General features: G+C 61.4%; 14 protein-coding genes. All 14 read left to right on the top strand.

What is annotated here, in order from left to right; genetic code table 11:
* Window positions 1–7: 7 nt before the first annotated feature.
* The 14 genes from CTATCC11996_RS16975 (at window position 8) to CTATCC11996_RS16910 (ending at window position 15,073) form a co-directional block, all read left to right on the top strand.
* Window positions 8–655, top strand: coding sequence for a nuclear transport factor 2 family protein (locus tag CTATCC11996_RS16975; protein ID WP_003078414.1), 648 nt, complete (start codon window positions 8–10; stop codon window positions 653–655).
* A gap of 9 nt (window positions 656–664) precedes the next feature.
* Window positions 665–1,747 (top strand): alkene reductase, encoded by a 1,083-nt coding sequence (locus CTATCC11996_RS16970; protein WP_003078412.1) that lies wholly within the window; start codon window positions 665–667, stop codon window positions 1,745–1,747.
* Between the two features lie 294 nt (window positions 1,748–2,041).
* The gene (locus CTATCC11996_RS16965; RefSeq protein WP_034349492.1) at window positions 2,042–2,944 is read left to right on the top strand and encodes a VOC family protein; all 903 of its coding nucleotides are present in this window, start codon (window positions 2,042–2,044) and stop codon (window positions 2,942–2,944) included.
* Between the two features lie 16 nt (window positions 2,945–2,960).
* Window positions 2,961–3,839 (top strand): CoA transferase subunit A, encoded by an 879-nt coding sequence (locus CTATCC11996_RS16960; RefSeq protein ID WP_003078407.1) that lies wholly within the window; start codon window positions 2,961–2,963, stop codon window positions 3,837–3,839.
* 12 nt (window positions 3,840–3,851) lie between these two features.
* Entirely contained in the window at window positions 3,852–4,622 is a 771-nt protein-coding gene (locus CTATCC11996_RS16955) for a CoA-transferase subunit beta (RefSeq protein WP_003078404.1), read from the top strand.
* A 1-nt stretch (window position 4,623) separates the two neighbouring features.
* Window positions 4,624–5,526 carry an enoyl-CoA hydratase gene (locus CTATCC11996_RS16950; RefSeq protein ID WP_003078402.1) on the top strand — a complete coding sequence of 301 codons (903 nt, stop codon included), beginning with the start codon at window positions 4,624–4,626 and terminating at the stop codon, window positions 5,524–5,526.
* Window positions 5,523–6,611, top strand: a complete 1,089-nt coding sequence (locus CTATCC11996_RS16945) for an NAD(P)H-dependent flavin oxidoreductase (RefSeq protein WP_003078400.1) — start codon at window positions 5,523–5,525, stop codon at window positions 6,609–6,611. Before CTATCC11996_RS16950 ends, CTATCC11996_RS16945 begins: the two co-directional genes overlap by 4 nt.
* Before the next feature lie 22 nt (window positions 6,612–6,633).
* Window positions 6,634–7,392: an enoyl-CoA hydratase family protein gene (locus tag CTATCC11996_RS16940; protein ID WP_003078394.1), complete on the top strand. Its 759-nt coding sequence runs from the start codon at window positions 6,634–6,636 to the stop codon at window positions 7,390–7,392.
* A 28-nt stretch (window positions 7,393–7,420) separates the two neighbouring features.
* Window positions 7,421–8,575: an acyl-CoA dehydrogenase family protein gene (locus tag CTATCC11996_RS16935; protein ID WP_003078392.1), complete on the top strand. Its 1,155-nt coding sequence runs from the start codon at window positions 7,421–7,423 to the stop codon at window positions 8,573–8,575.
* 17 nt (window positions 8,576–8,592) lie between these two features.
* The gene (locus CTATCC11996_RS16930; protein WP_003078391.1) at window positions 8,593–9,732 is read left to right on the top strand and encodes an acyl-CoA dehydrogenase family protein; all 1,140 of its coding nucleotides are present in this window, start codon (window positions 8,593–8,595) and stop codon (window positions 9,730–9,732) included.
* Window positions 9,729–10,883, top strand: a complete 1,155-nt coding sequence (locus tag CTATCC11996_RS16925) for an acetyl-CoA C-acetyltransferase (RefSeq protein WP_003078389.1) — start codon at window positions 9,729–9,731, stop codon at window positions 10,881–10,883. The genes CTATCC11996_RS16930 and CTATCC11996_RS16925 overlap by 4 nt, the downstream gene beginning before the upstream one ends.
* Before the next feature lie 100 nt (window positions 10,884–10,983).
* Window positions 10,984–12,549, top strand: a complete 1,566-nt coding sequence (locus CTATCC11996_RS16920; protein ID WP_003078387.1) for an amidase — start codon at window positions 10,984–10,986, stop codon at window positions 12,547–12,549.
* Window positions 12,550–14,139, top strand: a complete 1,590-nt coding sequence (locus CTATCC11996_RS16915) for an amidase (RefSeq protein WP_003078385.1) — start codon at window positions 12,550–12,552, stop codon at window positions 14,137–14,139. It begins immediately after the preceding gene.
* 58 nt (window positions 14,140–14,197) lie between these two features.
* The gene (locus tag CTATCC11996_RS16910) at window positions 14,198–15,073 is read left to right on the top strand and encodes an SDR family oxidoreductase (RefSeq protein WP_003078383.1); all 876 of its coding nucleotides are present in this window, start codon (window positions 14,198–14,200) and stop codon (window positions 15,071–15,073) included.
* Window positions 15,074–15,086: the final 13 nt, after the last annotated feature.

Raw genomic sequence — 15,086 nt, 5'->3', positions numbered from 1 at the left:
TTTAGAGATGAGTGAACCCGTGAATCAGTGGCCGCAAACGCTGGATGAGCGCACCGACAGGCTGGAGTCGCTGGATGCGATTCGTCAGCTGGCTGGCAAGTATTCCCTGTCCCTGGACATGCGTGACATGGACGCCCATGTGAACCTGTTTGCACCTGATATCAAGGTGGGCAAGGACAGGGTCGGGCGTGCGCACTTCATGGCCTGGCAGGACAGCACGCTGCGTGATCAGTTCACGGGCACCTCGCACCATCTGGGGCAGCACATCATTGAGTTCGTGGACAAGGATCACGCCACCGGCGTGGTCTACTCCAAGAACGAGCATGAATGCGGTGCCGAGTGGGTCATCATGCAGATGCTGTACTGGGACGACTACGAGCGCATTGATGGCCAGTGGTATTTCCGTCGCCGCCTGCCCTGTTACTGGTATGCCACCGACCTGAACAAGCCGCCGATTGGCGACATGAAGATGCGCTGGCCCGGTCGTGAACCCTATCATGGCGCTTTCCATGATCTGTTCCCGAGCTGGAAGGAGTTCTGGGCCAGCCGCCCTGACAAGGATGAGTTGCCACAAGTGGCCGCGCCCGCGCCGCTGGAGCAGTTCCTCAAGACCATGCGCCGTGGTACCCCCGCGCCGCGCATGCGTGTGCGCTAAGGAGCCGGCATGAGTCAAACGCTTTTCACGCCCATCCAGCTGGGCAAGATTGCTTTGCAGAACCGCGTGGTCATGGCCCCCATGACGCGTAATCGCGCCGATGCCGATGGCACGCCAACCGACATCATGGCCGAGCACTACGGTCAGCGCGGCGATGCCGGTCTGATCGTGGCTGAAGGGGCCTGGCCCGAGGTCACGGGTCAAGCCTATTGTCGTCAGCCCGGCATCCAAACTGCCGAGCATGTGCGCGGCTGGCGCCGTGTGACGGACGCCGTGCATGCGCGTGGTGGATCCATCGTGCTGCAGATCATGCACTCGGGTCGTATCGGCAGCAGCCATATCAAACCCGCTGGTGTGCGTTCCGTATCGGCCTCCGCCATTCAGGCCCAGGGCAAGATCTGGACCGACGCTGCAGGCATGCAGGACTTCGATGTGCCCCAGGCATTGACGACGGAAGAAGTGCGCAAGGCCATTGCCGAGCATGCTGCGGCCGCACAGCGCGCCATGGATGCAGGGTTTGATGGCGTCGAGCTGCATGGCACCAGCGGTTATCTGAGTCTGCAGTTCCTGCACTCCAGCACCAATCGGCGTAGTGACGAATATGGTGGTGACGCCAGCCGGCGTTCGCGTTTCGCTGCGGAATGCCTGAGCGCCATGGGCAATGCAATCGGCATTGATCGCGTGGGTCTGCGCCTGAATCCCGGCAACACCTTCAATGACACTGCGGACGAAAACTCTGCAGCCACCCATGCCGAGCTGATGCGTCAGGCTGCCAGGCTGGGCATTGCCTATCTACATGTGATGCGTGCGGTGTTCGACCCTTCAATCGACGCCTTCATGCTGGCACGTGAGAACTTTGGCGAGAACCTGATTCTCAACGACGGCTTTGATGCGCAAAGCGCCGAAGCCGCGTTGCAGGCAGGCGAGGGCAAGGCGGTATCTTTTGCGCGGCATTTCATCGCCAACCCCGATCTGGTGCAGCGCATGCGTCAGGGCCTGCCTCTGGCCAGATTTGACCGCAACACGCTCTACACCCCCGGTGCCAGGGGCTACAACGACTATGCGTCTGCAGAAGAAGTGCAGACCGTCTGATCAATCAAGAAACTGAGTTCATCGTGTTGGCCGCATTCCCGCCTGGGGGTGCGGCCTTTTTTTTTGTACTGCGGGTTTTCACGGCTGTCGCAAGGGTGTCGGAGCGGCTTGCTTCAAAGGGCTGAAAGCAATCTAGTCTATTCCGCTGAACTGCATGCTGATTCTTGTATGAATGCTATTAAATTTGGGTGATGAAGCGCTAAATCGTTAGTCTCAATGGACGATGTTTGCAAAGGCTCTCCTCTTCAGAATCCTCAGCATCACTAAAGGATTTGGGTTGGAGGCCCCGACATCATGATGGAAATACGTGGACTAGCGTACGTTGTTGCCGAGAGCTCTGATTTGGATCGCTGGGTCAGCTATGCACGTGATGTGCTTGGCATGATGCCAAGCACCACTGCAGATGGCGATCTGCTGATCAAGATGGATGAGCGTCAGTTCCGCTTCCAGGTTCAGCCTGGAAGCAATGACAGATATTCCGCATCCGGTTGGGAAGTGGCCAACAAGCAAGCCTTTGAGCAGGCGCTCAAGGTGTTGCAGGCAGCTGATGTGCACTACGAAATGGGCAGTTCCGAACTGTGTGCCAAGCGCCATGTGCAGGAGCTGGCCATCGTGATGGATCCGTCCGGAAATCGTCACGAGATCGTCTGGGGCTTCAAGTCCGACTTCCGCCATTTTGCGTCGCCCCAAGGGGTGTCGCGCTTTATCACCGGCGACTATGGTCTGGGCCACACCGTGCTGCCCGCTCCCGACTTTGACAAGACCGTGGCCTTTGTGCGCAATGTGCTGGGCTTTGGTCTCTCGGATATTTACAACTTCAAGCCCGCAGGCGATGCCGGCCCCACGGTCCGAATCCACTTCTTCCACTGCGCCAACGGGCGTCACCACAGCCTGGCGCTGGCCGAGTTCCCTTCCGCATCGGGTTGCGTGCACGTGATGGTGGAGGTGGACAACATGCCCGAAGTGGGCCGTGCCATGGACCGCATGCAAAAGAGCCAGGTCAAGCTCTCTGCCACCCTGGGTCAGCACACCAACGACAAGATGATCTCGTTCTACATGAAGACGCCCTCCAACTTCGATCTGGAGTTCGGCTATGGCGGCGCCGTCATCGACTGGGAGCACCACATCACGCACGAGTTCACGACCGTAAGCCTCTGGGGGCACGACTTCAGCGTGGGCCGCCCTGAAAACAACTGATAGGAGGCTTGGAGACATGGCCAATAAACTGATGACAGCGAAGGACGTTGTGGCATCCATCAAGGACGGCATGACGATCGGAATTGGTGGCTGGGGGCCCCGGCGCAAGCCCATGGCCCTGGTGCGCGAGCTGCTGCGCAGCCCCGTCAAGGACCTGACCGTGGTGGCCTATGGCGGTGCCGATGTGGGCATGCTGTGTGCAGCAGGCAAGGTCAAGAAGTTGATCTTCGCCTTCGTGTCGCTGGACTTCATTCCGCTTGAGCCCTACTTTCGCAAGGCCCGCCAGAGTGGTGAGATCGAGGTCATGGAAATTGACGAAGGTCATATGGTGCTGGGCCTGAAGGCTGCAGGCATGCGTATTCCCTATATTCCCACCCGCGTCGGCCTGGGCACGGATGTGCTCAAGCACAACAGCTCCATCCGCCTGATCGAATCGCCCTACGACGGCAAGGAGTGGGTGGCGATGCCCGCCATCAATCTGGATGTGGCCCTGTTGCACGTGGATCGCGCGGACTCTCGCGGTGTCTGCCAGATTGCCGGTCCCGATATCTATATGGACGACCTGTTTGCCCGAGCCGCAACCAATACGTTTGTGAGCTGCGACGAACTGGTCGAGTCCAGCAGTTTCGAGTCGGAGCAAGCCGCGCGCCTGGTGTTCTGGGAGCGTTCTGAAACCACGGGCGTCGTGCATCTGCCTGGCGGTGCTCACCCATCGTCCTGCGCACCTCTGTATGGCTTTGATGTCAAGCACTTCAAGGAATACGCGGCCAGCAGCAAGGAAGAGGGCGGCTGGAGCAGCTACCAGCAGAAATACGTGCAGTGCACGGAGCAGGAATATCTGGAAAAAGTGGGTGGCATGGAGGCAATCAAGCGCCTGCCATTGCCCGTGTTCTGAGGAGGCACAGAGATGAGTGAAATTGCATTGGTAGATCGCGTCATCTGCGCCGCGGCACGTGCCTGGGAAAACGACGGTGAGGTGTTGGCCACTGGCATCGGCCTGGTGCCGCGACTGGCGGCCTCGCTGTGCATGCGGTCCATCAACACCGATCTGATCATGACGGACTCCGAAGCCTGGGTGGTCAACGAGCCCGTGCCCGTAGGCCCTCGCGGTGACTACCAGATCAAGCGTGAAAGCTGGATGGGTTTCTCGCGCATCTTCGACAACGTCTGGGGAGGCAAGCGCCACGCCATGGTGGGTCCCGTGCAGGTGGATCGCTTCGGTCAGGGCAATATCTCCATGGTGGGCAGCGACTACGCCCGTCCCAAGTCAATGATGCTGGGCGTGCGCGGTTTCCCCGGTAATTCAATCAATCACGCCAACTCCTTCTTTGTTCCCAACCACAGCACCAAGGTTTTTGTGTCGGGCGAGGTCGATGCCGTGGGCAGTGTGGGCTACAACAGCGCACGCCTGGCCAAGGGCTGGACGCTGGAGGAGACCACCGACATTCGCTTCATCTTCACCAATCTGTGTGTGATGGACTTTGGCGGACCCAGTCATCAAGTGCGCCTGGTGTCGCTGCATCCCGGCGTGACGGCGGTGCAGGTCAAGGAGTCCACGGGTTTTCCGATCCATGTCCCCGAGAACGTGGGTGTGACACCTGATCCAACGCCCGAGCAGCTGGCTTTGCTGGCCCAGCTTGATCCGCACAATCTGCGCGCTACGGCCATGGGAGCCTGATATGGATGATGCAGCCAGCGAATTTGTGACACGCGAAGACAAGGCCGTCTACGAAACCGACCAGCCCGTGCTCTATAGCGTGGACAACGGCATTGCCACGGTCACCATGAATCGGCCCACGTTCAACAACGTGCAGAACTCGCAGATGACCTATGCGCTGGATGCAGCCTTGCGCAAGGCGACCGATGACGATAGCGTCAAGGTCATCGTGCTGCGCGGCGAAGGCAGGCACTTCAGTGCGGGTCACGACATCGGCACGCCCGGCCGAGACATCAACAAGTCCTTTGACCGTGCACACCTGTGGTGGGATCACACCAACAAGCCAGGTGGCGAGCAATTGTTTGCCCGCGAGCAAGAGGTGTACCTGGGGATGTGCCGCCGCTGGCGCGACATCCCCAAGCCCATGATTGCCATGGTGCAGGGCGCCTGCGTGGCCGGTGGCCTGATGCTGGCCTGGGTCTGCGACCTGATCGTGGCCAGCGATGACGCCTTCTTTCAGGATCCCGTGGTGCGCATGGGCATCCCCGGTGTGGAGTATTTCGCCCACGCTCACGAACTGCACCCGCGCATTGCCAAGGAATTTCTGCTGCTGGGTGAGCGCATGCCGGCAGACCGGGCCTACCAGATGGGCATGGTCAACCGTGTGGTACCGCGCGCCGAGCTGCAGGACCAGGTCTACGCCATGGCTCAGCGCATGGCAGCCCAGCCTCGTCTGGGTCTGGCACTGACCAAGATGGTCGTCAACAAGGCGGAGGAGCTGCAAGGCCTGCGCTCCACCATGGACATGGCTTTTGGCTACCACCACTTTGCGCACGCACATAGCCAGGCCATGGGTATGGGGCAACTGGGCGGCCAGGACGCCAAGTCCATGGTCAAGGCCAATAAAGAAGAGTCAAAGGCATGAGCAATATGAACGACATGGGCAGTCTGCGCACTCCTATCTGTGACTTGCTGGGGTGCCGCTATCCCGTCATCCAGACTGCCATGGGCTATGTGGCGGGGGCTGATCTGGTGATAGGTACGACCAATGCTGGCGGCTTTGGTTTTCTGGCCGGTGCCACGATTCCTGCGGACAAGATCGAAGCCGAAATTCTGCGTGTTAAGCGCGAGACCGACGATCAGCCTTTCGGGCTGAACTTTCATATGTTCCAGCCCAACGCTCAGCAGTTGCTGGACCTGGCGGTGAAGTACCGTCTGCGCGCCGTGAGCTATGGCCGTGGCCCGGACAAGAAGGTGATCGGTCGTCTGCGGGATGCCGGCATCGTCTGCATGCCCACCGTGGGGGCTCTGAAGCACGCTCAAAAAGCGATCGAGATGGGGGCCAACGTCATCACCGTGCAAGGAGGTGAGGGAGGTGGCCATACCGGCAGCGTGCCCACCACGGTGCTGCTGCCCCAGGTGGTGGACGCGGTCGATGTGCCCGTGATCGCCGCAGGTGGCTTCTACGACGGCCGCGGCCTGCTGGCTGCGCTGGCCTACGGTGCATCGGGCATTGCCATGGGTACACGCTTTTTGATGACCAGCGACTCCAAGGTTCCTGCGCAGACACTGCAGCGCTATCTGGCTGCAAGAGATGCGGAAAAGATCGCCATCTCGCATCTGGTTGATGGCATGCCCCAGCGCATGATTCCCAACGAATACCTGGCCATGCTGGAAAAAGCCAGCCCCATGAAACGCCTGCGCATCGCCTTGGGCCTGGCACTGCAGTGGAAGGCCGAGACCGGCATGACCACGGGCCAGGCCATGAGCATCTTCATGAAGGCCATGCGCGAAGACTCTTCTTCCGTCGCCCAGACCGTGATGGCAGCCAACGCCCCCATGTTGCTGCAACGCTCCATGGTGGATGGCAACCCTGCAGAAGGTGTGATGTCCGCCGGCCAGGTGGCCGCGCTGATCGGCAAGCTCGACAGCTGCGAAGAGGTGATCGGCGGCATCGTCCGCCAGGCCATGGAACGTCGCAACGCATTGAACGCATTGACTCCCGCATAACAACAAGCCAATGAGGCTGGATATGTCCATTCAACAATTTCACTCCAATATTCACGACAACGGTGTGGCAGAGCTGGTGATTGACCGTGCTCCCGTCAATGCCCTGAATGCCGCTGGCTGGAATGGCCTGGCCAAGGAAATCGAAGCGCTGGGTCAACGCCCTGACGTGCGCGTTATCGTCATTCGCGCCGAAAACCGTGGCTTCTGCGCGGGTGTGGACATCAAGGAGCTGGCGACCAACGACAAGCTCATCATCGACGTGAACGCAGGCAACTACGCCACGTTCAAGGCTGTGCACCTGAACAAGGTACCCGTCATCACCGCCGTGCACGGCTTTGTGCTGGGCGGCGGAATCGGCATCTGCGGTGCATCGGACATTGTGATCGCCGCAGAAGACGCCACCTTCGGCCTGCCCGAAGTGGACCGCGGCGCCATGGGCGGTGCGGCCCATCTGCAGCGCATGTTCGGCGTGCAAAAGACCCGCTACCTGTTCTTTACGGGCGAGATGATTGGTGCGGCAGAAGCCTTGCGCCTGGGAGCCATCGAGCGTGTAGTTCCCCGTGAGCAGCTGCGCGACGTCGCCATGGAGATCGCCAACAAGATCGCCGCCAAGAGCCCCGCCATGATCCGCATCGCCAAGGAAGCGTTGACCGGCATCGAAGACGGCAATCTGGAAGACAAATACCGCTGGGAGCAGGGCTTCACCCTGCAAGCCTATATGAGCCCCGATTCCGCCGAGACACGCAGCGCCTTCGTGGAAAAGCGCGACGCCAAATTCTGAGCATCACTAGCGCGAAGAGGAGACAACCATGGATTTGACCTATACCCCAGCGCAAAAAGCGTTCCGTGCCCAGGTACGTGAATGGCTCAAGAACAATGTGCCTGCGGAACGGCTGCAGAGCTATGACACCCGAGAGGGGTTCGAGCAGCACCGCCAGTGGGAAGCCAAGCTGGCCGACGCCGGCTACAGCGCCGTGACCTGGCCCAAGGATCTGGGAGGCAGCGGCTGCGACCTGACCGAATGGCTGATCTTCGAGGAAGAGTACTGGGCAGTCGATGCGCCAGCCCGCGTGAACCAGAACGGCATTCTGCTGCTGGGCTCCACGCTGATGGAATTCGGTACGCCCGAGCAGAAGGCCCGCTTTCTGCCCCGTATGGCGCGCTGCGACGATATGTGGGCCCAGGGTTGGTCCGAGCCCAACGCTGGCTCGGACATGGCGGCCATCAGCAGCCGTGCCATTCGCATGGGTGACAAATTCATTCTGAACGGTCAGAAAATCTGGTCTACCCGTGCAATCTTTGCCGACTGGGTGTTCGGCCTGTTTCGCAGCGACCCGACGTCGAGCCGCCACCATGGTCTGAGCTACATCCTCGTGCCCCTGAACACGCCCGGCATCACCGTGCGTCCCATTCGTGCCATCAATGGCCGCGAGCACTTCGCCGAAATCTTCTTCGACGATGTCGAAGTACCTGTGGAGAACCTGCTGGGTGCAGAAGGCAAGGGCTGGCATGTGGCGATGGCGACGGCCGGCTTCGAGCGCGGGCTGCTGCTGCGCTCTCCCGCCCGCTATCAGCGCAGTGCGCAGAAGCTGGTGGACCTGTATCTGCGCAATCAGGTCGATGCCGACCGCGACCACTCCATTCGCGATGCCGTGCTGCGTGCCTGGCAGGGGGCGGAGGCATACACGCTGTCTTCCTATCACACGGTAGGCCGCCTGAACAAGGGCGCACAGATTGGCGCGGAAGCCAGCACCAACAAGATTGTCTGGTCCGAGCTGGACATCATGATTCATGAAACCGCGATGCGCATTCTGGGTGCGCGTGCCGAGCTCATCGATGACGCCGAGGCCAACGAATGGCTGGAAGGTTTTCTGTTCTCGCAGGCCGGTCCCATCTACGCGGGCAGCAACGAGATCCAGCGCAACATCATCGCTCAGCGCATGCTGGGCCTGCCCAAATCCTGATCGGCAGGGAGACAACCATGGACTTCACCTTTACCGAAGATCAAATCGCATTCCGTGACTCGATCAGCCGCTTTCTGATGACCGAAGCAGCCCCCGAGCTGCTGCGCGACATCTGGGAAACCCCGACCGGTCGCAGCCCCGAGCTGTGGGCCAGGATTGCAGAACAAGGCCTGATGGGCCTGTCCGCCCCCGAAGCCGATGGCGGTATGGGCATGGCCGATGTGGACTGGGCACTGCTGCTGCAGGAAGTGGGTTATTACGCTCTGCCCGATTCCTTGACCGACACCGCCTATGTGGCCGTGGGCATGCTGAGTGCATTGCCGCAAGGACATGAGAGCCGTGTCTGGCTGTCCAGGATCGCCGAAGGCAGCTGCCGCGTGGCCGTGGGCCATCCCGTCAACCCCAATGTGGCGGACGCCGCACTGGCCGATGTGCTGTTGCTGCCCCATGCCACGGCCACCGGCCTGGAACTGCACCTGCTCAGGCCCGCACAGTGCGAGATCACGGCGCTGAGCAGCATCGACTCCTCGCGCCGCCTGTCACGGGTACGCTGGACGGCATCCGATGCCACCCGTTTGCTCGATGGAACTCAGGGTCAGAAGGTCTGGGACACAGCCGGCGAGCGCGGTGCACTCGCCGCAGCTGCCCAGATGCTGGGCCTGGCTCAGCGCATGCTGGACCTTTCGGTGGACTATGTGGCGCAGCGCAAGCAGTTCGACAAGGTCATAGGCAGCTTTCAGGCCGTGCAGCACCACCTGTCGGACATCGTCACCAAGATCGAGTTTGCCAAACCCGTGCTCTACCGTGCCTTCTATGCGCTGCAGCACGGCGAACCTGATCTGGCTGTGCGTATATCGCACGCCAAGCTCCAGTGCAGCGAAGCGAGCTGGTTTGCGGCGCGCAACAGTCTGCAGGTGCATGGCGCCATGGGTTACACCTGGGAGGTCAATCTGCAGATGTTCATGAAGCGCGCCTGGGTACTGGACGCTGCCTGGGGCGACAAGGCATACCATGCAGCCCGCCTGACCCAGGGCCTGCTGCGCAGTCCCAATGCCCCTGTGGGCCCCGGATCGACTTTTGATCGAGAAATCGATTCATGTGCCTCCTGCTCTGCGCAAGATGCTGTGAAGAACATTGCTGAAGAGGTGGCTGCATGAGCGCCCAGGCCTATATCGTTGATGCGCTGCGCTCTCCTACCGGAAAGCGCAAGGGCTCTCTTGCCACGGTGCACGGTGCCGACCTCGGCGCCCATGTGATCAAGGCGCTGGTCGAGCGCAACGACATTCCCGCAGCCGATTACGACGACGTGATCTTTGGCTGCGTGGATACCATCGGCTCTCTGGCCGGCGATATTGCTCGCACTTCCTGGCTGGCAGCCGGTATGCCCTTGAACGTTCCCGGCACCACGATCGACCGCCAGTGCGGCTCGTCCCAGCAAGCCATTCATTTTGCAGCCCAGGCCGTGATGAGCGGCACGCAGGACGTGGTGCTGGCCGGAGGCGTGCAGACCATGAGCGCGATTCCAATCTCGTCAGCCATGCTGGCCGGCCAGCCCCTGGGCTTTACCACGCCGTTTGCCGAGAGCAAGGGCTGGCAGGCCCGTTTCCGCAACGCGCCCGTGAACCAGTTCTATGCCGCCCAGCGTATTGCCGACCACTGGGGTGTGAGTCGTGCCGATATGGAGGTGTTTGCCAAGGAAAGCCACGACCGCGCTTTGAAGGCCATCGCTGAAGGTCGCTTTGATCGGGAAATCGTGCCGTTTGGCGACTTCAAGATGGACGAAACCGCCCGTCTGAGCACGCTGGAGAAGATGGCCACGCTGGAGCCGGTGGATCCGACCTATCCCTCGATCACCGCTGCCGTGTCCAGCTCCACCTGCGATGCCGCAGCGGCCGTGCTGGTGGTGTCGGAGGCCGCGCTTAAACGCTACAACCTCAAGCCCCGCGCCCGCATTCACCATATGAGCGTGCGCGCCGATGACCCCATCTGGCACCTGACCGCGCCGATTCCCGCCACGGAATATGCGCTCAAGAAGGCGGGCATGACCATGTCCGACATCGACCTGGTCGAGATCAACGAGGCCTTCGCTTCCGTGGTCATGGCCTGGCTCAAGGAGACCGGCTACGACCATGGCAGGACCAACGTCAACGGCGGCGCGATTGCGCTCGGTCATCCACTGGGAGCGTCAGGCGCCAAGCTCATGACCACGCTGCTGCACGAGCTGGAGCGGACCGGCGGTCGCTACGGCTTGCAGACCATGTGCGAAGGTGGAGGACAGGCCAATGTGACCATCATTGAGAGACTCTGACGACAGACATGCAGGCACCCCTGGGTGCCTGTATTGCGTTGGAGCTCCGGTGCTAGCGGCTTAGCAAGTCATCCACAAAAATATCAACGGAGACAAAGACATGCAAGACAAAGCGACGGATTCAGATCGCAGAGCATTCCTGGCCGGGGCAACTGCCACGGCGGCCGTGCTGGGTCTGCCGGCAGCGCAAGCGCAAGTCGGCACCAGGGCCGTTGCGCAGGCCGATGCCATCACCATGGCTGCGCAGATGCGCAAAGGCGATGTCACGCCGCTGGAGGCCCTCGATGCCGCCATTGCGCGCGTTGAAGCCTTGCCCAAGCTCAATGCCGTGGTCATCAAAGACTACGAACTGGCCCGCGAGCATGCCAAGAAGCTCTCGGCCATCGGCCGCGATGCACGCAAACAGGCGACTGACAAAGCGCCGCTGTGGGGTCTGCCGTTTGTGCTCAAGGACCTGGGCCTGAGCATGGCAGGAACCGTGACCAGCAATGGTTGCCGCTTCTTCAAGGATGCTGTCGCTTCGCAGGACTCCACACTGGTGATGCGCTACAAGGCTGCGGGTCTCAACATCTTTGGCAAGACGGCATCTCCCGAGTTCGGCATGACGACCACCACAGAGTCAAAGCTTTACGGCATCACGCCCAACCCCTGGAACACTGGGCATACCGCGGGCGGTTCTTCCGGTGGGACTGCAGCGGTGGTGGCGGCCGGCATTCTGCCCGTGGGCCATGCCAGCGATGGTGGCGGCTCCATCCGCATACCGGCCGCACATTGCGGCCTGTTCGGACTCAAGCCCAGTCGTGGACGTGTGCCTGCAGGGCCAGGAGCGCTGGATGGCGCAACAGGTTTGTCGGTGAACCACGTCATCAGCCGCAGTGTGCGCGATACCGCCTTGCTGCTGGACTTGAGTGCTGGGCCCGAGTTCGGCTCGCGAGTGCGACCTCCCTCCGATGTCCCTCGGGGCTACCTTGAAGCGATGCACCAGCCCGAGCGCAAGCTGCGTATTGCCGTCTGGCGCAAGAACTACTTCGGGATTCCCGTACATGCCGAATGCCTGGAGGCTGTGGACAAGGCGGCCAAGGCCTGCGAGGCGCTGGGGCATTTTGTTGAAGAGGCCATGCCAGAGCTGCCGGTGAACGAAATTTTTGGCGGCATGGGTGCAGGCATGTCGGCAGGTCTGCTCAGCGCCATTGAATACCGTGAAATGCAGCTGGGCCGCGCTGTGCGCGAAGACGAGATGGAGCCGCTGAACTGGGCCGCATTGCAGGCCGCGAAAAAGGCTTCGGCGCTGGATCTGTACCGTGGCCGCGCAGGCTTCGACAAGGCGGGGCAATTGATCGATGCATTCCTGTCCAGGTACGACCTGATCCTGACGCCCACCACCGTGGTGCCTGCACAGAAGCTGGGCGCGCTGCGACTCGATCAGCCTTATGAAAGCTATGCCGCCGAGGCCATGAATTCCTCCGCCTTTACCTCGCTGTTCAACATCAGCGGTCATCCGGCCATGTCCGTGCCGCTGCACTGGACGGCAGACAACCTCCCTGTGGGGGCTCACTTTGTCGCACCGTTTGGTGGTGAAGGCCGCTTGCTGCGCATGGCGGCGCAGCTGGAGCAAGCCCTGCCATGGGCACAACGCGTGCCGGACCTGTCCGCACTCAAGGCTTGAATGTCCAGCAACAACAAGGAGGAGAGCATGGAATCAGTGAATCAAGGTGTGGATCGTCGTGGCTTTATTCAGGGCGCCGGTGCCGTGGCCGCAGCGTCAGCCATGCCTGCAATGGCTGCACAGAAGAAAAATGAGGCGACTGCGGTGGATGGCTACGCCTGGGCAGAGCAGATCCGCCGGGGCGATATCACGCCGCTGGAAGCGCTGGAAGCGGCGATTGCACGCACCGAGGCCTTGCCCAAGCTCAATGCAGTGGTGATCAAGGACTACGATCTGGCACGTGATCAGGCCAGGCAGATGTCGGCTCTGGGCAGCGCTGCGCGTGCCGAAGCCACGGCCAGGGCGCCCATGTGGGGCGTGCCCTTTCTGCTCAAGGACCTGAACCAGTATCTGAAGGGAACGGTCACTACCAACGGCTGCCGCTTTTTCAAGGGGGCCGTGGCAGAGTACGACAGCACCCTGGTGGCACGCTACAAGGCGGCCGGCCTCAATATCTTTGGCAAGACGGCATCGCCCGAGTTCGGCCAGACACCCACGACCGAGTCCTTGCTCTATGGCAAGTCGCCCAATCCCTGGAATGCTGCCCACACGACAGGCGGCTCTTCGGGTGGTGCGGCATCGGTGGTTGCCGCTGGCATTGTGCCCGTGGCCCATGCCAGCGACGGAGGTGGCTCCATCCGCATTCCCGCTTCGCACTGCGGCCTGTTCGGCCTCAAGCCCAGCCGCGGCCGTCTGCCTGCCGGTCCGGCCAATATGGAAGGCTGGATGGGCTTGTCCATGAACCATGTCATCAGTCGCAGCGTGCGCGACAGCGCCCACCTGCTCGATCTGACGCAGGGGCGCGAGCCCGGCTCGCGCACCGTGCCGCCGCGCGACGTGGAAGGCAGCTATCTGGACGCCCTCAAGCAGGCGCCCAAGAAGCTCAGGATCGCCGTCTGGTCCAGAAACTACTTTGGCATTCCCGTACATGCGGACTGTCAGGCGGCGGTGGACAAGGCCATCAAGGCCTGCCTGGCGCTGGGGCATGAAATCGTGGAAGACATGCCGGAGTTGCCTGTGGCTGAGGTGTTCTCGGGCCTGGGCGTGGTGACATCCGTGGGCATGATGGCCAGCATCCGTGCCCGTGAAAAGCTGCTGGGTCGCGCAGTGCGCCAGGATGAGGTGGAGCAGATGGACTGGCTGTATCTGGAAAAGGCCAAGTCCTATACCGCCGAGCAGATGCTGATGGCGCGTACCAACTTCGATACGGCCAGCCAGATTCTGGACCGCTTCTTTCTCAAGTACGACCTGATTCTGACCCCCGTGATGGCCGTGCCGCCACCGCTGTTGGGTGTGCTGACGCTGGACCAGCCTTATGACTCATTCGCGCGCGAAGCCGTCAAGGCTTCGCCCTATACCGCGCTTTTCAATATGACAGGCCAGCCCGCAATGTCTGTGCCCATGCACTGGACCAGGGACAACTTGCCTGTGGGCGCGCACTTCGCTGCCCCGTTCGGCCGCGAAGGGCGCCTGCTGGCGCTGGCCGCACAGCTGGAGCAAGCGGTTCCCTGGGCGCATCGTCAGCCTGATCTGTCGGTTTTCAAAGCGTAATTTCAAGAAGGCAGACGGCCTGGAGGTTGTCTGCATTGCAAGCAAAAAGGGGAAAGAAATGGGTATTTGCAACCAGAGAACCGTCGTCATCACCGGTGCAGGCGGTGGCCTGGGCCGCGCTTATGCGCTGGCCTTCGCCCAAGAAGGTGCAAATGTGGTGATCAACGACATCCGCGCCGAAGCCGCCCAGGCCGTTGCCGATGAAGTCAAGGCCGCGGGCGGTCAGGCCATTGCCAACACCGGCGACATCACCACAGTGGCCGGCGTCCAATCGATTCTGGATGCCACGCTGGCGGCTTTCGGCGATGTACAGGTCATCGTCAACAACGCCGGCGTGCTGCGCGACCGCATGTTCCTGAGCCTGTCCGAAGAAGACTGGGACATGGTCATGCGCGTGCATCTGCGCGGTCACTTCTGTATGGCCAAGGTGTTTGGCGGCTACTGGCGCGACCAGAAGAAGGCAGGCAAGGAAGTGGATGCCCGCATCATCAACACCAGCTCCGGCGCGGGCCTGCAAGGCTCCATCGGTCAGAGCAATTACGCGGCAGCCAAGGCCGGCATCGCCGGCCTGACGCTGGTGCAGGCCGCAGAGCTGGCGCGCTACGGCATCACTGCCAACTGTCTGGCACCTGCTGCGCGCACCTCCATGACCGAAGGCGCCATGCCCGATATGGTCAAGAAGCCCGAATCCGGCTTCGACGTCTGGGACCCCATGAACGTGGCCTCCATCGTCGTCTGGCTGGGCAGCAGTCAGTCCAGGCATGTGACGGGCCGCTGCTTTGAAGCCAAGGGTGGCGAGCTGTCCGTGGCCGACGGCTGGTTCACCGGCAAGATCAATGACAAGCAGGCGCGTTGGGAGCCTTCCGAGCTGTCTGGTGTGGTCGATCAGCTGATCGCCGAGGGCAAGGCTCCTCAGAAGGTCTACGGGACCTAAGCAGAAGAAGCAG

The sequence above is a fragment of the Comamonas testosteroni ATCC 11996 genome (assembly GCF_000241525.1).
Lineage (GTDB): Bacteria > Pseudomonadota > Gammaproteobacteria > Burkholderiales > Burkholderiaceae_C > Comamonas > Comamonas testosteroni.
This window is presented reverse-complemented; position numbering and strand designations above follow the sequence as displayed.